The sequence below is a fragment of the Pseudodesulfovibrio thermohalotolerans genome, from assembly GCF_021353295.2.
Taxonomy (GTDB): Bacteria; Desulfobacterota; Desulfovibrionia; order Desulfovibrionales; family Desulfovibrionaceae; genus Pseudodesulfovibrio; species Pseudodesulfovibrio thermohalotolerans.
The window spans coordinates 3,482,710-3,508,345 of record NZ_CP120635.1; the positions used below are offsets into that span (position 1 = coordinate 3,482,710).

Sequence of the window (25,636 nt, forward strand, 5' to 3'; positions counted from 1 at the left end):
TCAACTCCCGTATTCGACCCGCATCAGGGTCAGCCCCTGCGGCGGGACCGTGGCCGGCGCCAGGGTTCTGTCGCCGGATTCGAGAAGGGCGCGCACGTCGTCCGGCTCCATCCTTCCCCGCCCGCAAGCCACCAGGCAGCCGACAAGGTTGCGCACCATCTGCTTGAGGAAACCATTGGCCGAAAACCGCCAGACCGATTCGAACTCGGTCGGGCCGGGATGGCGCGAAATCTCGGTCACGGTCCGCACGGTGGACTCGACGTCCGTGCCGACGTTCTGAAAGGCGGCGAAGTCATGCTCGCCCGAGAGGATCGCGGCGGCCTCCTCCATACGCGCGAAGTCCACCGGCCCGCATGCCCAGACGAAACGGCGTCGCTGGGGAAGACAAAAGGCCCGCTCGTGCCACAGGCAGTATTCGTAGGTTTTGGAAACGGCCCCGTACCGGGCATGGAAATCGTCGGCCGCCCAAGCGGCATCAAGCACGCGCACGTCCTTCGGCAGGAGCGCGTTCAGGCTGCGCTGCCAAGGGAAGTTGGGGCGGTCGTCCGGGCAGTCGAAATGAACGGTCTGCCCCAGGGCATGGACCCCGGAATCCGTCCGCCCCGAACCGTGGACGCGGATCGGCCCGCCCAGGATGGTCTCAAGGGCGCGCTCCAGCTCGCCCTGCACGGTGCGGTCGGCGGGCTGCACCTGCCAGCCGCAAAATTCCGTGCCCTCATAGGCCAGGATCATTCGGACGCGCGTCATGGGCCTGCTATACGTGAAGGCGGCCCGCAGTTCAACGCCGGACGGCAGCAAAAAAGGCGGGCGGCCGTCAGACCGCCCGCCCGCAATTATCGGGGTTGCCGAGTCTAGTTCTCGAAGGGAATCTGCAACCTGGTCAGCTCCTCGGAGAGCTTGGCGGCCTTCTTGGATTCCACGAAGGAGAGAATCTCGCCCGCCTGCCTGCCGCGCATTCCCGACAGGACCTTGACGGCCAGATCGTCGTCCATGGACTGCAATATTTCGGCGGCCTTCTTGGCCTTGGTGTTGGAAAGCATGTCCACCAGCTTCTTGACGCGCTGGTCCTTGAGCTGCTTGGCCTCGGCGAGCATGGACTTGATCTCGGCATGGAGTTTCTCGACCCGCTCGGCTTCGGCCTTGATGGAAGCCTCCATCTCCTTGAGAGCGCGCTCCTTGGCGGCCAGCTCGTCTTCCTTACGCTTCAGGGCCTTCCACTCCTCGGGCAAATCCTCTTCGGTGCGCTTTTCGGCGGCGGTACGATCCAGGGCGGCCTCGGACTTTGCCGCGCGGTTGGCCTCGGAATCCGCCTTGTCGGCGATGGGCGTGGAAGCAGCCGCATCGTTCCGGGCGGGGGCGGCGTTGTCCTGGGCAGCGGCGGTTTCGCCGGACAAAACGTCGGGCAACACGTTCCCGACAGCCCTGAGCGTCATGGAATCGACGCTCAGAAGGCCGAACACGGTCAGCTTCAGCAAAGCCAGAAAGACGAGACTGACGAGGACTTTAGTGATCGTGAGATTTGAACCGGAGCGTTGCCGTTTCATCGTTTTCCTTTTCTTCGCGGGCGTTTTCTCGATCATGATGCCTCTTGGCTTGCGTTTGCTTGAGCTTCTCCAGGAGCTTCTTGTCCCTGGAACGTTCCACAGCTTCCGTGCGGCATCGTTGCAATTTGAGTTCCAAACCCTGCAAATCCACCCTGGCGATGGCCACGTCCTGGGACAAGGCGTCCTTGTATTGCCGCCACAGCCACATGTCGTTGGCCGAGCCGTGCGACTCCGCCTCGGCTGCCAAATGGGCCTCCAACCGCTCCTCCAGGCCGCGCAGGACCTCGGCCTGGGCGTCGCGCGCGGCCCTGGCCCGGGCGAGCGCGCCCCTGGCCTGCTCCTCAAGCTGCTCGCGGTAATCGAGCACCTTGTCGAGCTTGAAACGAAACGGTTTGGACACGATTCGAAATCCTTTCGAAAAAAAGGACGGCGGCTAGGCTTCGGCCCCGGCGGGCTTACCGGCCATGCCGCAGTACCCGACGCCCTGCTCGCGGTCCACCCAGCGCCACATCATGCACTGGGCCACCTGGCACATCTTCATCTTGTCGTCATGGGTCATGAGCAGGGGGCAGAACAAAAATTTGGCGTCATCCACGTGAACGAGCATGGGGCTTCTCCTTGCGGCAAATGAAAAACGGCGCGCCGACCGATCGGCGCGCCGTCAATATAGCGTGTATCAACTCCGCTGACTAGCTGCCGGGCACGGTTTCGCGCTGAGCCACCTCGGCGGCCACGGCCGGGGCCTCGGCCACGGGCTGCGGGCTCTCCCCGCCCATGGAAACAAGGGTCTCCATGCCGAGCAGGGACTTGAGCTTTTCGAGCGCGAGCACCGAGCGGCGGGCGTTCTCGTCCAGCACCTCGGCGTAGCCGCCGTCGCGAATGACCTTGGCGTAGTCGCCGTCCTGAAGCTTGGGCTCGTTCTTGAACCGGGCCTCGAAGTTGCGGGCGTACTCTTCGATGAGATCGTCCACCCGGGCCTCCGGCATGGACATGACGTCCTGAAGTCCGTTGGCCAGGAACTCCGGGGTGAGGTCGCGCGACTCCACCACTTTGGAGAAGCTGCGCACGTAACGCAGGGTCCCGTCATAGATGTGCGACCGCTGGACCACGTTCATGCCCGCCCAGCCGGCCTTCAACCACTTGAACAGGAAAACCGTGCTGCGGGGCGCTTCGGCGTCCTGCTCCACGAATATCTGGACCGAACCCGAGGCGTAGGTGAAGGTGTCCATCCAGCCGATCATGCCCTTGTTGAGCCCCTCCAGGCCGGAGTAGAAATAGTCCCAGCGCTTGTCGTCCAGGATGGCGCCCTTGCGCCCCACATCGGACTTGCCGTCCTGCTCGGACACGGAAATAAGCACGTTCTTGCCCTGGAACCGGGTCAGGATGATGAGCCGGTTCAGGTCATAGCCGTAATACGCCTCGGCAAAGGAGTCGGGCGTGGTCACCTCGTACTCGCTGCCCCGGACCACCACGGGCCCGTTTTCTCCGAGCGAAGGCAGCTCCTCCCACAGACCGTTCGGCCGGGCGAGGAACTCGCTGTCCTTATGCCATCCCGACATGCGCAGAACCGCCGGGCAGAGCAGATGATTGGGAATGTCCGGGTTGTAGAAATACTTGAGGATGCGGGCCAGATCCGTGGACACGTCGCGGCGCAGGCAGATGCCCCGGCCGTCGAACCGCTTGGCGGGCTCGATGTCCTTGGGGTCGGCCTCCACGTTGACCACGAAATCGAGCATGGGTTGCAGCTCGGACACGGACAGGGGGGTGGATTTGTCGTCAAGAACGGCGAAAAGATGACTCAATCCCTTTTCCACGTCCCCGGCCAACGGCGAGGTCTTGGCCGAAAGGTCCACATCCATGAGTCCCTTGTGTTCCTCTTCGGCCGCCGCTCCGGCCGCGAACAGGCACGGCGCGACCAGCGCGAAGGCAAGAACCAGGAGGTCCCTAAAACAGGGCAACATCTTGTTTTTCATAACATTCCGAATGGTTGACATTCCTTAAACACTCGCCTGACGGCGACCCTTTTTGTTCATTGCAATATTTCTATGTAGTAATCTTCTTCAGCTTTGGCAAGCTGGAACCGCCAAAACCGCACAGGACTGGTCAATCGGCGGAATTGGTTGGTTTTTTCTTGAAGCCCAGCAGATCCACACGGGTCACGGCCTTGCCGCCAAACTTGCGCCGGACCTCGTCCACGGCCCTGTCCAACTCGCTGGTCGACTCCATTTGCTCCGGCGATTCCTCGAACAAATTGACCTGGCGGACGCGGGCCTCGAAATTCGACACTCCCACGCCGATGAGCCTGACAGCGCGGTGCAGGCGGACCTGCTCAAGCAGGGCGCAGGCGGTCTCGAAGATGACCCCGGTGTTGTCCGTACGTGCGTCCAGACTCTTGGAACGGGTGATCTGGGTGAAATCCGAATACTTGATCTTGAGCGTCACGGTGCGCCCTTTGTAGCCGTGGCGGCGCAAGTCCCCGCCCACCCGTTCGGACTGCGCCAAAAGCCATTTGCGAAGCAGCGTCCGGTCCGTGGTGTCCTCCCGAAAGGTGTTCTCCGCACTACAACTCTTGGCCGCCTCGTGGGGCGTGACCGGCGTGGGGTCGATGCCGCGCGCCCGATCGAACAGGGCCGCGCCGTATTTGCCCAGCCGCTCCTCCCAGTATTCGCCGGGCTTGAGCAGGACATCGCCACAGGTGCGCACGCCCATCCGCTTCAAGACCGCCAGCAGCTTGGCCCCCACGCCCGGAATTTTGCCCACGGGCAGGGTGCGCAGAAACTCCCCGACCTCCTCGTGCCGGACGATGAACATGCCGTCCGGCTTGTCCATATCCGAGGCTATCTTGGCCAGGAACCGCACCGGAGCCGCCCCAACCGAGCAGGTCAGCCCGGTGGCTTCCTTCACACGCGCCTTGATGCGCCGCCCCATCTCGTCGATGGGGCCGAACAGCCGCTCCAGTCCCGTGCCGTCCAGATACGCCTCGTCCACGCTGGCCTGTTCCACGGTCGGCGAGAACTCCCTCAGCGCGTCCATGACCTGCCGCGAGACTTCCTTGTAGCGTTCCATACGGCCCGGCACCATGATGATCTCCGGGCAGAGCTTTCGCGCCTTGACCACGGACATGGCCGAACGGACCCCGTATTTGCGCACCTCGTAGCTGGCGGCCGAAACCACGCTGCGGTCCGACGTGCCGCCCACGGCTACGGGCTTGCCCCGCAGTTCTGGGTTGTCCATCTGCTCCACCGACGCGAAGAACGCATCCATGTCGATATGAAGAATCCACGTCCGCATCCTGTGTCTTCTACCCGGTCGGCTCTCGTTTGTTAAGCGGAGAGAGCCCCGACGGCGGGATGAGGAGGGACCGAGGAAGCCCGGTTATCACAAATCCCTGCCGACTTCGATGCACGCCCGCACGAAGGAGCGCGCGATCTCCGGGTTGGAGCCGAAATGGAGATGAACATAGGAGCCGAGGGTGTTTTGGGTGACGAACCCTTCGGGAGCGTCGATGGGCCCCTTGCGGCCGGACATGGAGTAGACCGGACGCAGGGAGTCGGACGCGCCGTCTTCCTGGAGGGACGAATAGTGGAACTCGTGCCCACGAGCGACAATGCCCGCGGGACCGAGGACAGTGGCCTCGCGGGTGGCGATTTCACGGTACCCCAGGGCGCGGAATCTCTCGTTCATCTCCGCGCGCACAGGATAAACGCCGGTCATGGCGTAGCGGCCCCGCCCGGTGACGATGTCGTTCATGAGCAGCATGAACCCGCCGCACTCTGCGTAGACAGGTCGGCCGGACTCGCAGAACTCCTTGATGTCGCGACGCATACGCGTGTTCTGGCCGAGTTCGAAGGCGTAAAGTTCCGGGTAGCCACCGCCCAGATACAGGCCGTCCAGGTGCTCGGGAAGACGCGCGTCGGCGAGGGGAGAAAACTCCACCAGCCTGGCTCCGGCCTCGCGAAGGAGACGGAGATTTTCCTCGTAATAGAAACAAAATGCGTTGTCCCGGGCCAGCCCGATGGTCACCCTGGGGAGTTGGGGCACGGGCTCGAACGGGGGCACGGCCACGATGTCGGGCAGCCGGGCCAGAAGCGCGTCGGGGTCCAGCCCTGTCTCCACCCAGTCGGCCAGCCGCTGGTATCGCGACAGGTCCGGGGCGTCCTGCTCCGGGGTGACGAGGCCGAGATGGCGCGAGGGGGTGGCGATGGACTCGTCGCGGCCAAGCACGCCGAGCACCGGCACATCCGGCACCAAAGTCATGGCCTCGCGCAGCAATTCCGCATGGGACGCGCTGCCCACGCGGTTGAAGATAACCCCGGCGATGGTCACCTCGGGGTCGAAGTCCGCGTATCCGGCCACCAGGGCGGCGGCGGACCGGGCCATGGACCGGGCGTCCACCACCAGGATGACGGGCAGGCCGAGAATCTTGGCCAACTGGGCCGTGGACCCGGCTTCGCCCGTGCCGGAAATGCCGTCGAACAGGCCCATGCCCCCTTCGATGATGGCCACGTCGCTGTCCGCCGCGTAGCGGTTGAAGATGTCGAAGTTGACGGCCTCGTCGAGCATCCAGCCGTCGAGATTGTGGCTGGGAACGGGCGCGCCGTCCAACGCGCAGGCCAGGGAGTGGTGGCCGGGATCGATGAAGTCCGGGCCGCTCTTGAAGGGCTGCACCCTGACGCCGCGACGGGCCAAGGAGGCCATAAGCCCCAGGGAAATGGAAGTCTTGCCGCACCCGCTGTGCGTTCCGGCGATGACAAAAGCTTTGACCGCGCTCATTGCCGCCCCCTAGATCAAACCTTTCTTGACGAGATGGTCCATCATCCGGCGGCCTTCCTCGTGGCCGGGGGCCAGCTCCAGGCACTTGGCCGCGGCCTCGGCGCAGGCGGCCCAGTCCTGCCGTTCGAACTGGGCGCGGGCCAGGTTGTACCAGAGGTTCTCGTCGTCTCCGGCAAGTTCCAGGGCGCGCCGGTAGTAGTCGACGGCCTGGCCGAAGAGCCGCTTCTTGCGCAGGGCTATGCCATACTCGTTGAAGAGATGCTTGTAGTCGTCGGAAAAGGCGGTATCCAGGCCGAGGATGCGGTCGAAGACCTTCTTGGCCTTTTCCTCCTCGTCCCGGGCCAGAAGGCACAGGCCGATGCCGAAATTCGCGCGCACGTTCAGTTCGTCCAGGTTCAAGGCGTTGGCGTACTCGTACTCGGCGGTGAACGTTTCGCCCCGCTTGCGGTACTTGTCGCCGCGGGCCACGGATTTCTGCACCGCGCGGAGATTGCCGAACACTTCCTTGAAAAGTTGCGGCACGGGCAGATAGTCGGCCAGCAGCTCATCCCTGGTGATGACCTCGACCGGCCCGAAGGGCACATTCCGGCTGTTCAGGCCCTGAAGCTCGACATTGCCGTTCTCCGTTTCCCTGGCGTAATACAACGCGCTCTGCCCAACCCGCCGGGAAGTGGTCCCCGTGCCGATCCGGGTCGTGCGTTCGATGGAGAAGACGCCTTCGATCAGTCCTTGTTCGCTCATCATTGTCGGATGCCTTGTGTTTTTTGAAAAAAATCGGCCGCATTCACCCGGTGAACGTACACCGTATCCCGCCCGATAGAAAGCGTTCCACTACTCGGACGGCTCCCGCCTCGGGGCGGTGCGCAGGACGAGAAAGCCGCCCACGCCCGCAGCCAGCGACGCGCCGAGTATGGCGGTCTTGGCCCCGGTGAGCAGTTCAGGCGAGTTCCCGAAGGCCAGGGTGGCGATAAACAGGGACATGGTGAAGCCGATGCCGCCGAGCATCCCCGCGCCGATGAAATGCTTGAGGGTCACGCCGCGCGGATACCCCTCTGAAAAACGGATTACGAGCATGACCATGAGCACGATGCCGAGGGGCTTGCCGAGAACCAGCCCGAGGGCCGTGCCCAAAGCGGCGGGGACCGCCTGCGCGTCGATGCCGCCGGACAGGACCACGCCCGCGTTGGCCAGGGCGAAAATGGGCATGATGACGAGGTCCACCAGTGGATGCAGGGCGTGTTCCAGCCGTTGCAACGGCGTCTGGGCGCGGGTCACGACGTGCTGCATGGACAGCAGTACCGAGTGCATGTGCTGGTTGGTCAGGACCGATCCGTCCGACTCCACGGACTCGCGGTAGTCGTCCAGAAGCCGGGTGGCGTTGAAGGAAAAGGCCTCGGCATCGCATCGGGTCCGGGATGGAATGGTGAAGGCCATGAGTACGCCGGCCACGGTGGAATGGACCCCGGACTTGAGTACAAAGAACCAGAGCAGACAGCCCGTCAGGGCATAGAAAAACGGCGACCGCACACCCATGCGGTTCCCGGCGAAAGCCAGCGCCAAACAGGCCGCACCCGCGCCGAGCATGACGAAGGAGATGTCCGCCGTGTAGAACAGGGCGATGACCAGGATGGACCCTATGTCGTCCACGATGGCTACGGCGGTCAGGAATATCTTGATCTGGTAGGGAACACGGTCGCCCAGCAGGGCCAGGATGCCCAGCGCGAAGGCGATGTCCGTGGCCATGGGAATACCCCAGCCCGAAATGGACGTCTCGCCCATATTGACCAGAGCAAAGATGGACGCGGGCACGACCATGCCGCCTATGGCCGCCGCGATGGGCAGCACGGCATGACTGCGCGTGGACAGCTCGCCCACCAGAAATTCCCGTTTTATTTCAAGTCCCACGACGAAAAAGAATAGGGCCATGAGTCCATCGTTGACCCACAGGATGACCGGCTTGGACAGGGTGGCCGCACCGAAGCCCACGGTGAACGGGGTCTGCCACAGCGCCATATAGGAATCGGCCCAGGGCGAGTTGGCCCAGACAAGCGCGGCCGCCGCGCCCAGAATCAGCAGGATGCCGCTGGTGGACTGGGACCGGAAAAACACCTGGAACGGCATGAGCACCTGCTCGATGGGCTCCACCCCGCAGCTTATGTAATCGCGTATCGCCATGATTTCCCTCCGCTGACGGCGGATATCAGCCGCGCCGCTGTCCCTCAAGGAGGCTGTCCACCTGGGACACGGACATCGGCTTGTAGAAGAAATATCCCTGCACGAAGCGGCACCCCTCGCGCTCCAGGAAACCGAGTTGGCCCGCCGTCTCCACGCCCTCGGCCACGATCTTGAGCCCCATGGACTCGCCCAGGGAAAAAACCGTGCGCACGATGGCCTGACTGTCCTGGTCCTCGTCCACGGCGATGATGAAGCTCCTGTCCACCTTGACCACGTCGATGGGGAAGCGTTGGAGGTAGGAAAGCGAGGAATAGCCCGTTCCGAAATCATCGATGCAGATATGGATGCCGAGATCCTTGAGCTGTTGCAGAATCTCCTCGGCCACCGAAGGATTGTCCATGAGAGCGGACTCTGTGATCTCGATGTTCAGGGACCCGGCGGGCAGGCCGGAATCCTCCAGGGCGCGGGATATCTGGCCAGCCAGCATGGACTGGCCGAAATGCTTGCCCGAGACGTTGATGTTGACGCTCAAGTCCGCGCCCGGGCCGTCTCCGGCCATGGTCTGCCAGCGGCGCACCTGAGCGCAGGCCTCTTCCAGCACCATGTTGTCGATGGCGTAGATCAGCCCGGTGTCCTCGGCCAGCCCGATGAAGTCGCTGGGGGCGATGATGCCGTGCTCCGGATGACGCCAGCGGACCAGGGCCTCGACCCCGCATACGCGCCGGGTCGGCACCTCGACGATCGGCTGATAGACCACCTCGAACTCCCGCAGATCCACTGCGCGCCGAAGGTCCGTCTCAAGCTCCATGAGCTGAAGAGCCTGGTCGTGCATCTTGCGGTTGAAAACCTTGAAGCGCGACTTGCCGAGTTCCTTGGCCCGGTACATGGCCGTGTCGGCATCGCGCAGCAGGGCCTCGGGCCGGTCGTAGCCGTCGGTCTTGAGAACAATGCCCAGGGAGGCCGAAGTGAAAACCTCGTTGCCGCCGATGTTGAACGGCTGGCGCACGCCTTCGAGGATGCGCCGGGCAATGGCGATGGCGTCCTTTGGCGCGGAAATCTCTTCCTGGAGAATGGCGAACTCGTCGCCGCCGAACCGGGCGATGGTGTCCACCGAACGGCCGCACTGCTCAAGCACCCTGGCCACCCCGCGCAACAACTCGTCGCCCGCGTCGTGGCCGAGGGAATCGTTGACCACCTTGAAACGGTCCAGGTCCATATAGAGGACCGCGAACATATGCTTGCGCCGCCGGGAGCGTTCCATGGCCATGCGCAGATGGTCCAGGAACAGAGCGCGGTTGGGCAGCCCGGTGAGCGGATCGTGAAATGCCTGGCGCTTGAGTTGATCCTCGGCCTTCTTGCGCATGGTGATGTCCTCGATGGACCCCTCGAAGCAGACGACGACGCCCTTTTCGTCCACGACCTTGCGCGCGTTCTCCGCGACCCAGATGATCCGGCCGTCCCGCTTGCGCACCTTGGACACGAAATTCTTGATCTCGCCCCGCTCCTCGGTGAGGCGCAGGAACTCCTTGCGCCGGTCCGGGTCCACGTAAATCTGGGTGCCGATGTCGTAGACGGAGCTCATCAGGTCCTCGGGCGACTTGTACCCGAGAATGCGCGCCAGGGCCGGGTTGGTGTCCTGGAACCGGCCGGACAGGGACGACTGGTAGATGCCCTCCACCGCGTTCTCGAAGATGGCCCGGTACTTCTTCTCAGCCTTGCGCAGGGCGTCGCCGATGACCTTGCGCTCGGCGATCTCGATCTTGAGCTGCGTGTTGGTGCGCATCAACTCGCCGGTGCGCTCCTCCACCTTCTGCTTGAGGGCGTCCCGGGCTTCCTGAAGCTCGTGGGTCTTCTGCCTGACCCGGTCCTCCAGGTTGCCGACCAGCTCTGATATCTGGCCTGTCATGGCTTCCATGGCCCTGGCGAGTTGGCCGACCTCGTCGTTGGAATCGATGGCGGGCACGTTGCCGAAATCCTTGACCGCCACACGTCCGGCGTACTCGGTGAGCTGTTTGAGCGGCTTGGAAATATTGACCACGAAGAGAAAGACGAGAAGGAGGCTGGCCCCGAACAGAATGAGCATGACCACCTGCTGCTCAAGCACGGCCTCATGTATGTTCTTGTCTATGGCCGTGTAGTCCATGCCTATGTGCACGTCCCCGGCCAGGCCGGAGAGGATGGGGCTCGACACGTGCAGGTACCGCTTCCCGTCCAGGATCACGTCGCGCATGATGTGGCCCTCGCGGGTTTCGAGCTTCGGCGTCTCCGCCACGAGGCGAAGGATTTTAGGCGGGATGACCGGAACAAAGGTATGAGCCAGGACTTTGCCCTTCTCGTCGGCCACCAGGACGTAGGACACGGCGTTGATGGAGAGGTATTGGTCTATGCGCCCCTGCAGGGACCCGGCGTCCTGGCTGAGGATGGTGGCTATGTCCGATTCGGCCACGGACCTGGCCAGGGCCAGGGCCTTGGACTCGTACTCGCGAGTCAGCTCGCGGCGGAGCTGGCTCGAAAAGGTCAGGGAAGTGACCACGGCGATGATGCCGAAGACCACGACCATCAGCAGGAGAGGCTTGACGAATAGCTTGGGGGCCTTCATTTCCGCCACCTCTCCCAGCTCTCGACGGCCCGGAAATGTCCGTCCCGCACGGTGGTCAGATAAATGGCGTCAAGCCCCTGGTGGCGGCCATGGCCGAAATGCGCGTTGACCCCGATGCCCAAATCGAAATTCTGAATGGACTCCATCACTGCCGGGATACGCTCCCGCGACGGCTCGTCCCCCATGCGCCGGACCAGCTCGCCCAGCAAAACGCCGTTGAGAAACCCCTCGAAGCTGACAAAGCTGAACCGGCGCGGGGAGTACGCCTCGTCCGAAGGGGGATTGCCGCCCTCGTACCCGGCCATGACCTCGCGGTAAAAACGCACGCCGGGCAGGCCGGTATCCTCGTAGCTGGGGACCACCTGGGACTGAATCAGGTCGAGGGTGTAGTCCCGCCCCTTGCGCCCGCCCTCCTCCTTAAGCAGGTCGAGCATCTTGTCGCTGTCCGCAAAGGAAAGACCGGCGATGGGCAGAGTGCACCCCAGGTCGCGGGCATCGCGGATAAAAGCCGCCTGCGAGGCATAGGTCCCGACGACAATGACGGCGTCCACGTCCGTGTCCATGAAGTGGCTGACCTCCCGGGAGAAATCCTGGGCAAAAGCGGCTCCCCGGTCATAGGCGGCCTCGGCTTCGATATGCAGCCCCTGTCCGGCCAAGGCCCGCCGCACGCCGTCCCAGCCCGTGCGACCGTAGGCGTCGGACTGATAGAACACCCCTATGCGGGTGCGGCCCACGGCCAGGAAGCGGTCCACCAGTGCCCTGGTCTCGTCGAAATAGGAGGCCCGCAAGTTGAAAACGTATCTGCCGAAGGGCGGGGTCCGCATGTGGGTATCCGAAATGATTGCAATCTGCATGGGCCGAAAACCGGAGGAAGGGGCTACTCGGAGACCTTCTTGGCCCGGAAGCGGATGTAGGCGTCGCGGACTGCGGCATACTTGTCCACCGCGCCGGTGGTCAGAGTCTCGTACTCGTTGCCCTCAAGCTGCAGGGAAAGCTCGTTCAGATTCTTGAACACCCGAATGCCCATGAACTCAATGACAGAGAACCGACCGTAGGTCAGCGGATCGCAGTAGGCATCGGCCAGCCAGCCCACCGAGCCGCGCACGGAGCTAGGCCCAACAAAGGGCCAGACAAAATAGAAACCCGTGCCGAAACCGGCCTTGCCCAGGGTCTGGTCGAAACCGTCAGCCGTGGGCCGCTCGGGCTCCCAGTTCTTTGGTCTCCCCGCAGTGACGTCGCCCAGGCCGAACACTCCGAAGGAGGTGTTGGCCACGAACTTGGAAGTCTCCATGTAGGCGGCGTCGAACTTGCCGGTCAGGATGTCGTTGATGAAACGAACCGGGAAGAGCAGGTTCGTGAAAAAGTTGGAAACCCAGGTACGGGGCCGGGGCGGGAGCACCCAGGCATACCCTTGGGCCAGGGGCCGGAACATACCCCGGTAGAGACTGTCGTTGACATCGAACCAGAACCGGTTCCATCCCTCAAGCGGATCGCTCACCAGAGGCTGATCCGCATAGGCGGCATCGAATTCGTCGAATTCGTCGAGGCTGTCAGCGCTTTCGTCCGCGGCGGCGGGTTCACCCCCGAACTGGGCCACACTGAGAGACTCCCCCTGCGGTGCGGCAGCAATGCAAACCCCCGCGACCCCCAACAGGAGCACGGCGGCCAGCAGTACGGCCATAAGGCGAAAACCCGTTTCTTCAGCCCTCATCACGATGCCGGTTGTCCTTCTTTGCCTTGATTGATTTGCCGTATTCGATCCTGAATCGCCTCCAGCAAATCTTCACCTGTCCCCTTGTTCAGTACCTCTGCAAACTGACTTCGATAATTCATCACCAGGCTCACGCCTTCGGCGACGACATCATAAATCATCCATGTTCCTTGAACTATTTTCAAGCGAAATTCAACGATTATTTTCTTATCCTTGTCCGTGACGACCATTTGCACCTTGGCGTTGCTGCCGGAAATGTCCTCGCGTGTGTACTGCACATCCTGGCCGCCGTAGACCGGAATCGTCTTCAGGTAGGAATATTCGAGAAGCTTCATGAAGGCATCCTGCAACCGTGTGCGCAGATCGTCGGACATCTGAAGCCAGGGCCGTCCAACCGCGAACTTGGTGAGCAGTTCGAAGTCGATATACTCCTCGGCCACGTGGAGCAGCCGTCCGAGGGCCTCGTCATGCCGCGCGGGGTCCTGCATCACCGGATCGGACAGCATCTCGATGATCCGGTCGACCCCTTCGTGCACGCGCTCGGAGGGGGATTGCCCGGCCACGGCTGCCGAAGCGACGACGCCCGCCAGACAAATCAGGACAAAAGCCAGTATAGTTCTCTTCAAAAACATATGCGGTACCTATCTCTGGTGCACGTTTATCCGCCCTAGACCGACCCGAAAGCGAACTTGCTTATCAGGTCCTCCAGATCGATCGCGGGCTGCGTGTCGAACAACGTATCGCCCGGCTTGACGGGGTCGCCAAGCCCCCCGGGCACAATCTTCACATATTTGTCGCCGATCAGTCCGTTCGTCTTGATCGCGGCGATGGCGTCGTCCATGAGTTCCACTTCCTTCAACACCATCATGGAAACCTCGGCCACAGCCTTTTCCTGGCTCAGGCCGATCTTGCTGACGAACCCGATGTCCACGCCGTACATCTGCACCGGAGCGTTGACCTTCAGCCCCGAAATGTCTGTGAAATTAGCCTTGATGACATAATATTTGTCCGAAAACAGCTGCACGTTGCCCAGCTTGACGCTCATGTAGACAACGGCCAGCAGTCCCATGATGACAAATATCCCCACAGCGGTTTCTTTCTTTATTTTGAACATCGGTCATCCTTCCGAATGGTGTTTTTTCCGCCCAGGACGCTGGAGCAATCGATCTTCATCATGGCCGGATCTATGGGCGGCATGGTCAGCCTCGGGGCGTCGCGCTCCTCGGCGGCCCGGTCGAGGAATCGGCGCAGGTACGGGTCTTCGGTCCGCTCCAACTCCTCGATGGTCCCCTGAAACAGGCAGCGCCGTTCGCCCAGAATGACCACAAAGTCGGCCAGGCCGCGCATACTCGCCAGATCGTGCGTGACCACAACCATGGTCATGTCGAAGCGGCACATCATCTCCAGCAGGAGCTGATCCAGCTCGGCCGAGAGCACCGGGTCCAGCCCGGAGGTGGGCTCGTCGCAGAAAAGCATCTGCGGGTCCATGACCAGCGCGCGGGCCAGCCCGGCCCGCTTGCGCATTCCGCCGGAAAGCTCGTTGGGGAAGAGGTTCAGGGCGTGTCCCAGTCCGACCATGTCGAGCCGGTCCTGAACGATGCGCATGATCTCCGGCTCCTTGAGCCTGGTATGCTCGCGCAGGGGCAGGGCCACGTTGTCCTTGAGCGTGAGCGAGCCGAGAAGCGCGCCGTCCTGAAAGAGCACGCCGGTGCGCTGGCGCATGCAACGGGCCTGCTTTCCGGTCATCCGCCCCAGGTCGAGATCGCCTATCAGGATGTTGCCGCCCATGGGCGGATACAGACCCAGAATGTGCCTGAGCACGGTGGACTTGCCGCATCCGGAGCCGCCCACGAGCATGGACAGTTTCCCCCCGGGAAATTCTATGTTCAAGTCGGAGACAACGGGCGTTTTGCCGTATCCCACGGTCACGTTTTCCAGTTTTATGCTCGGCGCCGTGCTCATCCCCCCCCCCTACCACAACAGCGAAGTCAGGATATAGTCCGCCGCCAGGATGACGACGCAGGATTTGACCACGGCGTTGGTGGTCGACTGGCTCACGCCCTCGGGTCCGGCGTGCCCGGACCGCTGGTGGGTGTAGTAGCCCTCGAAACAGCAGATAGTGCAAACCAACACCCCGAAAACGACGGACTTGAGGAACCCGCCCTCGATGTCGTCCCAGTCAAGCGATCCCTGGACCCTCGACCAGTACACGCCGGCGTTGGCCCCCAGCAACTTAACGCCAGTCAGCCAGCCGCCCCACAGGGCGATGAGATTGAAAAACGCGGTCAGAATGGGGAAACTCACCAGGCAGGCGGCCATCTTCGGAGCCACCAGATAGCGCATGGGGTTGACGTCCATGATGGAGAGGGCGTCGATCTGCTCGGAGATGCGCATGACCCCGATCTCGGCAGTCATCGCCGACCCGGCCCGGCCGGTGAGCATGATGGCGGTCAGCACGGGGGCCAGTTCACGGACCATGGACAGGGCCACGCCCGTGCCCAGGAAGCCGTCCGCGCCGAACACGGACAGCGCGTAGTACAGCTGCATTCCCATGACCATGCCGGTGAACAGCCCGATCAGGGCGATGACGGACACGGACTGCACGCCGATGAAATACACTTGGCGGATGATTTTGGGAAACTGCCCCAGGCCCGCAAAGACAAGCCGCAACGAATCGAAGAGAAAGAGAGTCAGGCTCCCGATCTCGTCCGCCGTATCGCGAAATATCCTCCAGGGAAAGAGGTGCAACACCTTTCCGCGCGCCTTCTCCGTCATGCGAATGACTCCACGCCTTGGGGAATTGGCACGGGCCGACTCCCCTTTCAAACATATCCGCCGCCCGAAAGCGGCCGATAACCCATCATCCAATTTGGGGTCTTTACCTAATATAACTCTAAACGGCAAGACCGTTAGAAAACTAATCATTGTGCCGGGACAGATTTTCCGCCCGGTCTGAATCACTCCCCGGACTTGCCGTTTTTGCGCTCCCACCAGTCCCGGTCGGGGCCAAGGTACCACCACTCCTTGTGATCGGTTTTCATGATGGTTTCGGCCAACTCCCGGCCCCACTGCGTGCGGACCCGATTCACCGCGCTCTTGAGCCATTCCCCGGCATATTTGTTGCCCTGGTCCAGCTCCTCCTTGAGATTCAGGATGAAATCGAGCTGGTCCGCGTCCTGGGCGAGCTTCGCCTCCAGAGTCTCGGTCTCCTCCAACTCTTTCCAGTAGCCGAGGACATCCTCGGTCAGCCCGGTTCCCTCGGTGGCGTGTTCGAGCACCCGGGTGCGCTCGGACTTGTTGTAGATGTGAGCCACATAATTGAAGTCGCCGGTGCGCGCCTCGTGCAGGTCGTGGAACAGGCACATGTATGTGGTCCGGGCCACGTCCGCGTCGGCCATCAACGCCAGCACATGGCCGATGACCGCCGTGCGGAACGAATGTTCGGCCACGTTCTCCGAGCCCGAGCCCAGAAACTGGTACCCGGTCCTCGGCGTCTTGCGCAGCATCCCGCACTCGTTAAAAAAATCCACCAACCTGGTCAGCCTGCCTCGCTCTTTCATTTTAGACATATGCCGTCCCCGGCCCAAACCCTCTCCTTTCCTGAATCATTCTGACCGCCTGCGGCGCGGGGAGCGGGTATTCGGCGCGTTTTCGTTAGCTGCGGTAGTCCGCGTTGATGGACACGTATTCCTTGCTCAGGTCGGAAGCCAGCAGCATGGAGGAGCCCGGGCCTTCGCCCACGCTGATGTGAATGACGATGTCCCGTTTCTTCATGATCGGATTCAGCAGGTCGTCCATATTGCCCGGCTCGGGCGTGCCGTTGCGGAAGACCAGCACCCCGCCGATTTTGAGAACCAGGTCCTCGGCCTTGAAATTCGCGCCCGAGTAACCCGCCGCGCAGATGATCCGTCCCCAGTTGGGGTCCGAGCCGAAGAGCGCGGTCTTGACCAGAGGCGAGTTGCCCACGGCCCGCGCCACCTTTTCGGCGTCCGCGTCGTCCCGCGCCCCCGAGACCTCTATGAAGGCCACCTTGGTGCCGCCCTCGGCGTCCATGACGATCTTGTAGGCCAGCTCCTCCAGCACGGAAAGCAGATGCTTGCGCAGCAGGACGTAGTCGTCCTCGGACTCGATGGCCACCCCGGATTCGCCGTTGGCCAGGGCCATGACGCAGTCGTTGGTGGACATGTCGCCGTCCACGGTCACCCGGTTGATGGTCAGGTTCACGCAGTCGGACAGCATGACCTGCCACGCCTCGGCCGAGATATCCGCGTCGCAGGTCACGAAGCAGAGCATGGTGGCCATGTTCGGGGAGATCATCCCGGCGCCCTTGCACAGGCCGAGCAGTCGCACCTCGCCGCCCTTGAGTTCGAAGGAGCTTTCGGCCAGCTTGTGCACCGTGTCCGTGGTCATGATAGCGCGGGCCGCGTTCTCGGGCGCGGCCTTGCCGAAGCTTTCCGAGAGCGCGGGCATGACGTCGGCCCACTTCCGCATGTCGAACTGCGCGCCGATGACGCCGGTGGAAGCGGGCAGCAGCTCGTCGGGAGGAACGCCCAGCGCGCGGGCCGCCAGGTTCAGGGTCTCGCGGCAGTTGGCGCGTCCTTCCTCGCCCGTGCAGGCGTTGGCCTGGCCCGAATTGACCAAAAAACCGGACATTCTCCGGCCGTCGGCCAGCATCTCCTTGCATTGCAGCACGGGCGCGGCCTTGAATTTATTGGTGGTGAACACCCCGGCGGCCACGGCCGGGGTCCGGCTGACGATTGCGGCGAGGTCGAGTTTGCCGGGTTTCTTGAAGGACGCCGACGCGGCGGCGAAGCTATATCCTACGGGTATTTTCATCGGGTTCTCCGGATGCTGAGCTAGAATTGCACCCAGCCATAACGCAGAGTCGGCCCTCTGAAAAGGGGGAAGTGGTTGCCTCGCCTCGACGCAAGGAGTATGCCGGACCCCATGGACTCGCTCACCCTCGCCCTCGTGTTCGCCACGTTCTTCTTCGCAGCTTTCCTCAAAGGAACCGCCGGGCTCGGTTTCGCCACCAGCTGCCTGGGCATCATGGCCGCCTATCTCGACATGCGGCAGGCCATCCCCCTGGTCATCATCCCTTCCGTGCTTTCCAACACGCTGGTCATGATCGACGCGGGCGGCTTCCTCCCCATCCTGCGCCGGTTCAAGTTCATGCTCCTGGCCACCCTGCCCGGCCTGGCCCTCGGCCTGTGGATTCTGGGCGGCAGTTCCTCCTCCGTGCCCAGGCTGGTCCTCGGCGCGTCCATGTTTCTCTATGGCGGCTGGGGATTGTGGGGCGGAGTCCTGCAACTGCGCCAGAACCCGCTCGTCGACACCGCGGTGGGCGTGGTCACCGGCGCGGTCAACGGACTGACCGGCTCGCAGATCATGCCCATCCTGCCCTACCTCATGTCCCTCGACATCACGAAGGATCAGCTCGTCCAGGCCATCAACACCTCCTTCACCCTGTCCTCGGTCATCATGCTCGTCGGCCTCAACCGGCTCGGCCTGGTTTCCACGGAGACCCTGATCGTGTCGGCGGTTGGACTGGTTCCCGTATTCCTCGGCATCTACACCGGAAGCAAAATCCGGCGCAGGCTGCCCGAACCCGCCTTCCGGCAGATCGTCTTCGCCCTCATCGGCCTGCTCGGCCTCGGGCTGATCGTCCGGGCCTTCGCATAGCCCTTGCCATCCGGTCCGAAACCGGCATATTCTGGGTCAAATCGGATATCCAAGGAGCCCAAGCCATGCGCACAAAGTCCCTTCGCCTGATCACGGTCCTTCTGGCCGTGACCGTCTTCAGCCTGCCCGCTTTCGCCGGACGCAAGCTCTTCGTTTCGAACGGACAGACCGTGTACGTGCCCATCTACTCCCACATCTACCAGGGCCCCAAGGGCAAACCATACAGCCTGTCCGCCCTGCTCTCCATCCGCAACGTGGACCGCAACCAGACCATCACCGTCACTTCGGTCAAATATTACGACAGCAAAGGCAACATAGTGAAGGACCACTTTGCCAAGCCCGTTTCCATCGCGCCCATGTCCACCAAGGAAGTCTACGTTTCGGAACGGGACTCCTCGGGCGGGTCTGGCGCGAACTTCACCGTCAAATGGGAATCCGACGCCAAGGCGGCCGTCCCCATCATCCAAGCCGTCATGATCGGCACGGCCTCGGGGCAGGGCATCTCCTTCACCTGCGACGGCGTCGTGGTCGAAGAGGAATAACCGCACGGGCGGGAAATTCACCCGAAACAAAAAAGGGCCGTTCCCACGGGGGAACGACCCTTTCAACATTCAACGGGCGGGCGATCAGGCTTCCAGTTCCTTCATCAGCCACTCCTTGATGGGCGGGGTCAATTCAAGGATGCCCTTGATGCCCTTGATATCGTCGAGCAACTGCTTGGCCAGGTCGTCGGGAACCTTCTTGGAACACAGGATGGTGGAGCCGTAATTGTCCATGCGCATGAGCACGACCTTGGGTTCGGCCCAGGTGTCGATGGCGAAATACACGGAATACTCGCCGGAGGTGGTCACCGGCGAACGCATGGCGTCGCGGTAATTGTTGTTGCCCCATTCCAGGTACAGGGTGACGGCATCCTCATGGATCATGTCCCAGTTCACTTCATTCAACCACTGCTTGCAGGTGTTGGTGTCGTCGCTCATATTTCCTCCAATGGTGTTCATTCTGTCATGTGATAATAAGTCTCATTTGATTTTCTGTCCACCCTCGTTTCACGGATCGATGCCGCTCTTCCGGTTTTCCCGCATGACGCGCACCAGGACGGCGAACCCGATCAGCAGCATCAAGGTCGCCAGCTCCCGGACCCACAAGGCCCACACGGTCAGTCCGGCCAGGGCGAAAAAAAACAGCAGACGGGTCCACTTCACCCGATTCCACGGAGCGGCCGACCAGTTTTTCTCCCACTCCACGCCGCGCCGCGCCAGCCGGAACCACCGATTGTCCGGCAGATCGGGAAGCTTTAGCTCGAAGAATCCCGCGCCGAGCAGAATGAGCGACACGGCCAGCAGAAGATAGCCGTGCGCCAACAACGCCAGGCAGAACAGAACCAGGGCCGCAACATGCAGGCACCAGTTCCACGGCTGCCGATGTCTCGACACCGCAAGCGCGAACAGGGACGAGGGCGTGACGGTCATGATTCCTCCGGCCCGACCATACAAACGACCTCACCGTCATTGCAACCCATTACGGCTTTTTGTAAAAGCAGGGCACGGAGGATCGACATGGACACCTATCTCACTTCAAGGGCCGTTTCCGAAGTGGGCGAATGCCTGCGCGCCCAAGACCATTTCCTGGCCACCGCGGAATCCTGCACCGGCGGCCTGCTCGCCAGCACCCTGACGGACACCCCCGGCAGCTCGGAGTGGTTCGCCGGGTCAGTGGTCGCCTATTCAAACAAAGTCAAGAACAGGCTCCTCGACGTTCCCGACGCCACCCTCGAAGAGCACGGCGCGGTCTCCGAGCCCGTGGTCTTGGCCATGGCCCAAAACGTGCTCAAAACCATCGGTGCGGACGTATCCGTGGCCATCTCCGGCATTGCCGGACCGGGCGGCGGCACCCCGGAGAAACCCGTCGGCACCGTCTGGATCGCCTGGGCCTGGCCCGGCGGCTCGCGCGCCCGCAAATACAACTTTCAAGGCACTCGCGATCAGATCAAGAGCCAAACCGTCATGACCGCCATCAACGGACTGCTGGGCGTGACCAAGTAGCCCGCGCAGGCCTCCGAAAAGTAATGAGCCCCCGGCCGTCGATTGCCGGAGGCTCATTGAGAGGAGGTAGGATGGTTTCGGGAAGCATCATGCCGCGGGGGTCAGCACGACTTCCTTGTTGTCGCCGAAACTCAGCGAATATTTTTTGCCGTATTTGGTGAGAAAGTCCTCTTCGGCGATGAAGGGAACGTCGTCCACTTCGATACGAGCGTCTTCATCCTCATCAGGTTCATCAATGCCCAGACCGAGCACGATCTTGGCGTGTCAACCTCCGCCGACTTGGTACTCGCGAAGACGAATGCAGCTTTCTTCGTCCTCGTCCTCCAGCATGTCCCGGAGCTTGTCCAGCATCTCTTCGGGAACAGTCAATTCAAACATATTCTTGTCCTCATTCTTGTTGTCCTGGCCGCATCGGCGTCTCTCCGCCCCATGACCGGGTTACTGTCGTTCTTCCGCCGCCTCGGCCCCCGCCAATTGACGGGCTTGCCGCCACGGGAGGGCCATGCGCCGAAGCGTTATTCGGCCTCGGGGGTCAGCACGACTTCCTTCTTGTCGCTGAAGCTCAGCGTATATTTCCTGCCGTGTTTGAGGAGGAAATCCTTTTCGGCGATGAAGGGCACATCTTCCACTTGAATGCGCTCGTCCTCATCCTCGTCGAGTTCGTCTATGCCCAGACCGAGCACGATCTTCGAATGACAGCCGCCGCCGGTCTTGTATTCACGCAGACGGACGCAGCTCTCTTCGTCATCCAGCATATCGCGCAGCTTTTCCAGCATCTCTTCGGGAACGGTCAATTCAAACATATTCTTATCCTCACGAGTTCTTGATTCGATTACATCATTGCGGGCTTGAGCCCGTTTCCGCTTGTTCCTTCCGCGCGACGGCCGTGAATCGCCTCACCGTCCCGCCGCTCTGAGGACTCCAGCAGGAGGCGGACACACATCCCCGCCGCGGCCTCCACGTAATCGAGGCACACTCCCTTGGAATCCGAATTCGGATCGCGATCCTTGCTCAGCTCGCGGCAACAAACGCTGCCGTAGCGGGCGAGAAAACGATCATGCAGCTCCTTGGAGGCCTTCCGCACCTGATCGTCGGAGGCGCTCCGGGGAGCCTTGCCCAGAATCAGGCTTTGGGCCATTACCGCGCCGGACAGCGCCCCGCAGATGCAGCCCGCATCGCCGATGCCGCCGCAGAATCCCTTGGCGAGGGCCATCACCAGGTCCTGGGACAGGCCGCCGTTGAATTCCCGGTTGATGACGGCGAGCACGGCCTCGGAACAGCACATGGGGCCGTCTCCGTAAAACCGCCGGGCCGCCAGCCCTGATTCGGCGACAAGCCGTTCTTCATCGGGGAAAAGAGGCATCATTGTCCCGCTCCTTAGACGATCACCGACTTGAGGCCGTGATCGACAAAACGCTGCCGGACCACATCCAACTGTTCCGGCGCGTATTCGCCGGACATGCGGTATTCCCAGCCGAGCGCCGCATACTTGTTGCGGCCAAAGGCGTGGCACGGCATGATCTCGATTTCTTCACGGCCGAATTCCTTGAAGAATTCAGCCATGGCCGCGATATTCTCGTCGGAGTCGTTGAGGTTCGGCATGAGCGGCATCCGGATATGCACTTCCTTTCCGGAGGTGAGCGCGGCGCGCATGTTGCGCAGGATGATTCCATTGTCCACGCCGGTCAGCTTCTTGTGCTGTTCCGGGTCCATGTGCTTGCAGTCGAACAGGAACAGGTCCGCCAGCTCTATGGCCTTGTCGAACCGCTCCTCGGGACAGTAGCCGCAGGTGTCCACGGTCACGTGATAGCCCTCGTCCTTGGCCGCCTGGACCATGTCGAGGAAGAATTGTCCGCCCGAGGTGGGCTCTCCGCCGCCAAAGGTCACGCCGCCGCCGGAGTTTTCGTAGAACAGAGAATCCTTGCGCACGACCTCCATGACCTCTTCCACGGTCATGGTCCTGCCGGACAGCTCGCGGGCCTTGCTCGGACAGGAATCCACGCATTCCCCGCAGTTGGTGCACTTTTCCAGGTCCCGGCCGAACTTGCCGTCCTTTTCCACCACGGCCCCGTTGGGGCATGCCTCGGCGCACGCGCCGCAGCCAACGCACAGGTCCGCGAAAAGGAGCAACTGCGGCGACGCTTTCTGCGACTCCGGGTTGCTGCACCACAGGCAGCTCAGGGGACAGCCCTTGAGGAAAACCGTGGTGCGCAGGCCGGGCCCGTCGTGAATGGACATGCGCTGTATATTGTAAATCATTCCCTGGCTCATTTTTTCTCTCCGCAGGTGTTTTCCGTTTCGTGATTCTCACAGAGGGCAGGAATGTCCTTTGTGGGAGAGGGAGACGCGGGGCGAGGGGTTGGGACCCTCGCCCCGCTGTTTGCCTACCCTATTTAGGAGCTAGTTTTGGTATTCAGTGCGCTTGATGATCTCGTTCTGCACACCGCAGTCCAGACGGGTGAAGTAGGCGCTGAAGCCTGCCACGCGGACGACCAGATCGGGGTATTCCTGCGGATGGGCCTTGGCGTCCTTCAGGGTCTCGGAGCTGACGCAGTTGAACTGGATGTGGGAACCGCCGAAGTCGCAGTAGGTCTTGATGAGGGAGATCAGGGTACGCGCCCCGGCCGGGCCCTCGATGACCTGCGGGTTGACCTTCACGTTGAAGTGGTTCGCGCCGTAACGGACGGTGTCGATGGCCTCCGCGCCGGACTTGATGAGAGCCGTGATGCCTTCATGGTCGGTGCCGGGCATTGCGGAGACGGAGCCGTCGGTCAGGGCGACGCCCGCCTTGCGGCCGTTGGGCAGCGCGCCCATCATGGAGCCGAAGTAGTTGTGGTAGGACAGGGAGTACGCGTCCAGCGGGGTGCGCTGGCCAAAGCAGTCCGGGCCCTGCGAGCTGTGGATGGTGTCCACGTCGCGGTAGAACCGCTGTACGAACTTCTCAACCTCGGGGTAATCGTTGCCGTGCTTGGGTGCGTCGAAGCACATCTTGCGGATGTCCTCGAACCCTTCGAAGTTGGCCTTGATGGCTTCGAGGAGCTGCTCCATGGTAATCGTCTTGGTGTCGAAGACCAGGTGCTTGATGGCCAGCAGGGAGTTGGCGGCGTCGATACCAGCGGTCATGATGGGGTTGACCTGCGGGTAGCGGGTTCCGCCGGCCTCTTCGCACATGCCCTTTTCGATGCAGCCGTCGTACATGGCGGAGCGGAAGACGCTCGGCACGACCTGGAGGCGGGCCATCTGGCTGAGATCGGAGTGGGCGCGGGAGATGTGGAACAGGTTGTCCAACTGCTTCTTGGCGGCGTCGTAGAGATCCTCGAAGGTCTCGAAGGTGGTCGGATCGCCGGTTTCCACGCCGACCTTCTTCTTGGTGACCGGGCACTTGCCGTTGTTCAGCACGAGTTCGACGACCTTGGCGAGGCAGGGCTGGTCTTCCTGGGTGATGAAGCTGCCCTTGCCGCACACGCCGGTGGACACGCAGCCGTAGTTGCCGCAGTTGCGGGCGTCTTCCAGGGTGATGCCGTCGGGGTACTGGGCGAAGCGGGCCAGGGTACGCTGGACGACCACGTTGTTATTCAGGATCTGAGGCTGGCCGGAACCGCCGCGGATGCACTCCACGACCTTCTGCATGTAGGAATCCTTGATCTTGGGATGGTACAGCAGGGTCAGCGTGGGCTGAATGCTCCGCATCTGGATCTGGGTTTCGAGAAGCAGCTCCTCCAGCTCGGTGCAGGCGTCTTCGCCGTTTGCGTCCACGCCGCCGATGGTGATGGACTGGCCGGTGTGGCCGGACAGGGTCAGGGCGTAGGAGTTGCCCTGGTACTCGCCGAGTTCGAGATGGCGAATCCACTGGAACTTGAGCAGGGTCAGGACCTGCTCGCGGGTCAGGTTGCCTTCGTCGATGTCCTTCTTGAAGAAGGGATACATGTACTGGCCGTAGCGGCCCGGGGAGACGGCGCAAGCCATCTGCTCGGTGGCAACGCAGAGGTGGAGGAACCAGAAGGACTGAATGGCTTCGCGGAAGTTGCGGGCCGGATGCTCGGGCACGCGGCGGCAGATTTCGGCGATCTCAAGCAGCTCGGCCTTGGTCTTGGGATCGGCTTCCTCGGCAGCGGTCTGCTCGGCCAGGTCGGCGTAGCGATGGGAATGGGCGATGACCGCGTCGAAGGTGATGAGCATGGAGCGGTACAGGTCGATCCGGTCCCTGTCGGCCAGGGTGGTCGGGCACTCTTCGAGGCGCTTCTTCACGTCGTCGATGAGGTAGCGCAGCCCCTTGTTCAGGACCAGGCCGTAATCGGCGATGCCGGAACCGGAAGCAACGGAAACGTTCTCGTAGTACATGCCCGCCTTGGCGTACTGCTTCGGGTTAACGCCGTACTTTTCCTTGTACATCTGGTTGTTCTGGTCGATGCAGGTGCGGCCTCTCCAGAGCTTGTAGGTCTTTTCGAGCAAATCCTGGGTCTCGGCGGGAATCTTCATTTCGCCCAGGGAGGCCATCTTGGCCATCTGCATTTCTTCCTTGATCCAGGAGACGTTCCACTCGGGGTAGGCGTAGACGCCCGCACGAACGCCGGTCAGGGTGCCGACCAGGGGGTTGCCGTCCAGGAATATCTTCTTGCCGGTCAGGACGCGCTCCAGCAGCTTGGCGCGGATGTAGACAACCGGCTCGCCCTGATGCTTTTCATATACTTCAAGAAGGAACTTCAGACGTTCGGGGTCCATGATCTGCGGCGCAGCCATCAGGTAGTCCTTGAGTTCCTTCGCCCGCTTTTCGGCGGTGTCCCAATTGATGCCGTAGCCCTTGGCCTCGGCCTGATTGTCGGTCGTATTCACAACGGAAAGAGTCGTCATTTCCATCTCCTATTCTCTTGATGATGTTCTGAATCGGATTAATGTGTGAAGTTCGTTCGCTTGTTCTTTTTCGCACTAGCACGGGGTGTGCCAGAACACGCTTGCCGCCGACAACAACAAGCAAGATACTGAATTACTGAGATTTTTATTTTCTTTATAGCGCGAGAATCGGAGTGAAAAAATTAATTTATAGAAAAAAATTTTTCTATTTGAAAAAAAATTTTTCTCTTTCTAAGGTGCCGCCAATGTGTTTATA

The 25,636-nt window shown here is 61.9% G+C and carries 28 protein-coding genes; 3 read left to right on the forward strand and 25 right to left on the reverse strand.

Annotation, left to right across the window (positions count from 1 at the left end):
• The 18 genes from truA to argJ form a co-directional block, all read right to left on the reverse strand.
• Positions 1–747 (reverse strand): tRNA pseudouridine(38-40) synthase TruA, encoded by a 747-nt coding sequence (gene truA / locus LF599_RS16290; protein WP_279521531.1) that lies wholly within the window; start codon positions 745–747, stop codon positions 1–3.
• Between the two features lie 104 nt (positions 748–851).
• Positions 852–1,544 carry a MotE family protein gene (locus LF599_RS16295; RefSeq protein WP_279521532.1) on the reverse strand — a complete coding sequence of 231 codons (693 nt, stop codon included), beginning with the start codon at positions 1,542–1,544 and terminating at the stop codon, positions 852–854.
• Complete coding sequence (fliJ, locus tag LF599_RS16300; RefSeq protein ID WP_279521533.1) at positions 1,504–1,944, reverse strand: flagellar export protein FliJ; 441 nt, start codon at positions 1,942–1,944, stop codon at positions 1,504–1,506. The genes LF599_RS16295 and fliJ overlap by 41 nt, the downstream gene beginning before the upstream one ends.
• Positions 1,945–1,977: 33 nt before the next feature.
• A complete protein-coding gene (locus LF599_RS16305) occupies positions 1,978–2,151 on the reverse strand; it encodes a hypothetical protein (protein ID WP_279521534.1) in 174 nt (57 codons plus the stop codon).
• 82 nt (positions 2,152–2,233) lie between these two features.
• Complete coding sequence (locus LF599_RS16310; protein WP_279521535.1) at positions 2,234–3,517, reverse strand: hypothetical protein; 1,284 nt, start codon at positions 3,515–3,517, stop codon at positions 2,234–2,236.
• A gap of 130 nt (positions 3,518–3,647) precedes the next feature.
• Positions 3,648–4,835 (reverse strand): DNA polymerase IV, encoded by a 1,188-nt coding sequence (locus LF599_RS16315; protein WP_269940254.1) that lies wholly within the window; start codon positions 4,833–4,835, stop codon positions 3,648–3,650.
• A gap of 87 nt (positions 4,836–4,922) precedes the next feature.
• The gene (locus tag LF599_RS16320; RefSeq protein WP_279521536.1) at positions 4,923–6,317 is read right to left on the reverse strand and encodes a cobyrinate a,c-diamide synthase; all 1,395 of its coding nucleotides are present in this window, start codon (positions 6,315–6,317) and stop codon (positions 4,923–4,925) included.
• A 9-nt stretch (positions 6,318–6,326) separates the two neighbouring features.
• Positions 6,327–7,061, reverse strand: a complete 735-nt coding sequence (locus LF599_RS16325) for a tetratricopeptide repeat protein (RefSeq protein WP_279521537.1) — start codon at positions 7,059–7,061, stop codon at positions 6,327–6,329.
• Between the two features lie 87 nt (positions 7,062–7,148).
• Positions 7,149–8,492 (reverse strand): Na+/H+ antiporter NhaA, encoded by a 1,344-nt coding sequence (nhaA, locus tag LF599_RS16330; RefSeq protein ID WP_279521538.1) that lies wholly within the window; start codon positions 8,490–8,492, stop codon positions 7,149–7,151.
• 25 nt (positions 8,493–8,517) lie between these two features.
• On the reverse strand, positions 8,518–11,091 hold the full coding sequence (locus LF599_RS16335) for an EAL domain-containing protein (protein WP_279521539.1): 2,574 nt from the start codon (positions 11,089–11,091) through the stop codon (positions 8,518–8,520).
• Positions 11,088–11,945: an ABC transporter substrate-binding protein gene (locus LF599_RS16340; protein WP_279521540.1), complete on the reverse strand. Its 858-nt coding sequence runs from the start codon at positions 11,943–11,945 to the stop codon at positions 11,088–11,090. Before LF599_RS16340 ends, LF599_RS16335 begins: the two co-directional genes overlap by 4 nt.
• Before the next feature lie 23 nt (positions 11,946–11,968).
• Positions 11,969–12,802 (reverse strand): MlaA family lipoprotein, encoded by an 834-nt coding sequence (locus tag LF599_RS16345; RefSeq protein WP_279523115.1) that lies wholly within the window; start codon positions 12,800–12,802, stop codon positions 11,969–11,971.
• Positions 12,802–13,434 carry a Tgt2/MlaC family protein gene (locus LF599_RS16350; RefSeq protein WP_279521541.1) on the reverse strand — a complete coding sequence of 211 codons (633 nt, stop codon included), beginning with the start codon at positions 13,432–13,434 and terminating at the stop codon, positions 12,802–12,804. Before LF599_RS16350 ends, LF599_RS16345 begins: the two co-directional genes overlap by 1 nt.
• Before the next feature lie 35 nt (positions 13,435–13,469).
• On the reverse strand, positions 13,470–13,916 hold the full coding sequence (gene mlaD, locus LF599_RS16355) for an outer membrane lipid asymmetry maintenance protein MlaD (protein ID WP_279521542.1): 447 nt from the start codon (positions 13,914–13,916) through the stop codon (positions 13,470–13,472).
• Positions 13,904–14,764: an ABC transporter ATP-binding protein gene (locus tag LF599_RS16360; RefSeq protein ID WP_279521543.1), complete on the reverse strand. Its 861-nt coding sequence runs from the start codon at positions 14,762–14,764 to the stop codon at positions 13,904–13,906. The genes mlaD and LF599_RS16360 overlap by 13 nt, the downstream gene beginning before the upstream one ends.
• Positions 14,765–14,773: 9 nt before the next feature.
• Entirely contained in the window at positions 14,774–15,577 is an 804-nt protein-coding gene (locus LF599_RS16365; protein WP_269940263.1) for an MlaE family ABC transporter permease, read from the reverse strand.
• Between the two features lie 182 nt (positions 15,578–15,759).
• Positions 15,760–16,371, reverse strand: coding sequence for an HD domain-containing protein (locus LF599_RS16370; RefSeq protein WP_279521544.1), 612 nt, complete (start codon positions 16,369–16,371; stop codon positions 15,760–15,762).
• A gap of 85 nt (positions 16,372–16,456) precedes the next feature.
• The gene (gene argJ / locus LF599_RS16375; protein WP_279521545.1) at positions 16,457–17,638 is read right to left on the reverse strand and encodes a bifunctional glutamate N-acetyltransferase/amino-acid acetyltransferase ArgJ; all 1,182 of its coding nucleotides are present in this window, start codon (positions 17,636–17,638) and stop codon (positions 16,457–16,459) included.
• A gap of 111 nt (positions 17,639–17,749) precedes the next feature.
• Between argJ and LF599_RS16380 the strand changes: the two genes are divergently transcribed.
• Together LF599_RS16380 and LF599_RS16385 are read left to right on the forward strand one after the other, a co-directional pair.
• Positions 17,750–18,484 (forward strand): sulfite exporter TauE/SafE family protein, encoded by a 735-nt coding sequence (locus LF599_RS16380; protein WP_279521546.1) that lies wholly within the window; start codon positions 17,750–17,752, stop codon positions 18,482–18,484.
• Positions 18,485–18,549: 65 nt separating this feature from the next.
• The gene (locus LF599_RS16385) at positions 18,550–19,026 is read left to right on the forward strand and encodes a DUF3124 domain-containing protein (RefSeq protein ID WP_269940265.1); all 477 of its coding nucleotides are present in this window, start codon (positions 18,550–18,552) and stop codon (positions 19,024–19,026) included.
• A gap of 84 nt (positions 19,027–19,110) precedes the next feature.
• On the opposite strand, the gene LF599_RS16390 is transcribed toward LF599_RS16385, so the two are convergent.
• Positions 19,111–19,464, reverse strand: a complete 354-nt coding sequence (locus tag LF599_RS16390; RefSeq protein WP_269940266.1) for a DVU0772 family protein — start codon at positions 19,462–19,464, stop codon at positions 19,111–19,113.
• A 69-nt stretch (positions 19,465–19,533) separates the two neighbouring features.
• On the reverse strand, positions 19,534–19,956 hold the full coding sequence (locus tag LF599_RS16395) for a hypothetical protein (protein WP_279521547.1): 423 nt from the start codon (positions 19,954–19,956) through the stop codon (positions 19,534–19,536).
• 87 nt (positions 19,957–20,043) lie between these two features.
• Between LF599_RS16395 and LF599_RS16400 the strand changes: the two genes are divergently transcribed.
• The gene (locus LF599_RS16400; RefSeq protein WP_279521548.1) at positions 20,044–20,529 is read left to right on the forward strand and encodes a CinA family protein; all 486 of its coding nucleotides are present in this window, start codon (positions 20,044–20,046) and stop codon (positions 20,527–20,529) included.
• Positions 20,530–20,616: 87 nt separating this feature from the next.
• Here LF599_RS16400 and LF599_RS18345 read toward each other — a convergent pair whose 3' ends face one another.
• The 5 genes from LF599_RS18345 to LF599_RS16425 all read right to left on the reverse strand — a co-directional run bounded on the left by LF599_RS18345 (position 20,617) and on the right by LF599_RS16425 (position 25,380).
• Positions 20,617–20,781 (reverse strand): hypothetical protein, encoded by a 165-nt coding sequence (locus tag LF599_RS18345; RefSeq protein ID WP_279521549.1) that lies wholly within the window; start codon positions 20,779–20,781, stop codon positions 20,617–20,619.
• Between the two features lie 263 nt (positions 20,782–21,044).
• Positions 21,045–21,332: an ErpA-related iron-sulfur cluster insertion protein gene (locus LF599_RS16410; RefSeq protein WP_279521550.1), complete on the reverse strand. Its 288-nt coding sequence runs from the start codon at positions 21,330–21,332 to the stop codon at positions 21,045–21,047.
• 29 nt (positions 21,333–21,361) lie between these two features.
• On the reverse strand, positions 21,362–21,895 hold the full coding sequence (locus LF599_RS16415) for a C-GCAxxG-C-C family protein (RefSeq protein WP_269940270.1): 534 nt from the start codon (positions 21,893–21,895) through the stop codon (positions 21,362–21,364).
• A gap of 11 nt (positions 21,896–21,906) precedes the next feature.
• Positions 21,907–22,800, reverse strand: coding sequence for a glycyl-radical enzyme activating protein (locus tag LF599_RS16420; RefSeq protein ID WP_269940271.1), 894 nt, complete (start codon positions 22,798–22,800; stop codon positions 21,907–21,909).
• 129 nt (positions 22,801–22,929) lie between these two features.
• Entirely contained in the window at positions 22,930–25,380 is a 2,451-nt protein-coding gene (locus LF599_RS16425) for a glycyl radical protein (RefSeq protein WP_279521551.1), read from the reverse strand.
• Positions 25,381–25,636: the final 256 nt, after the last annotated feature.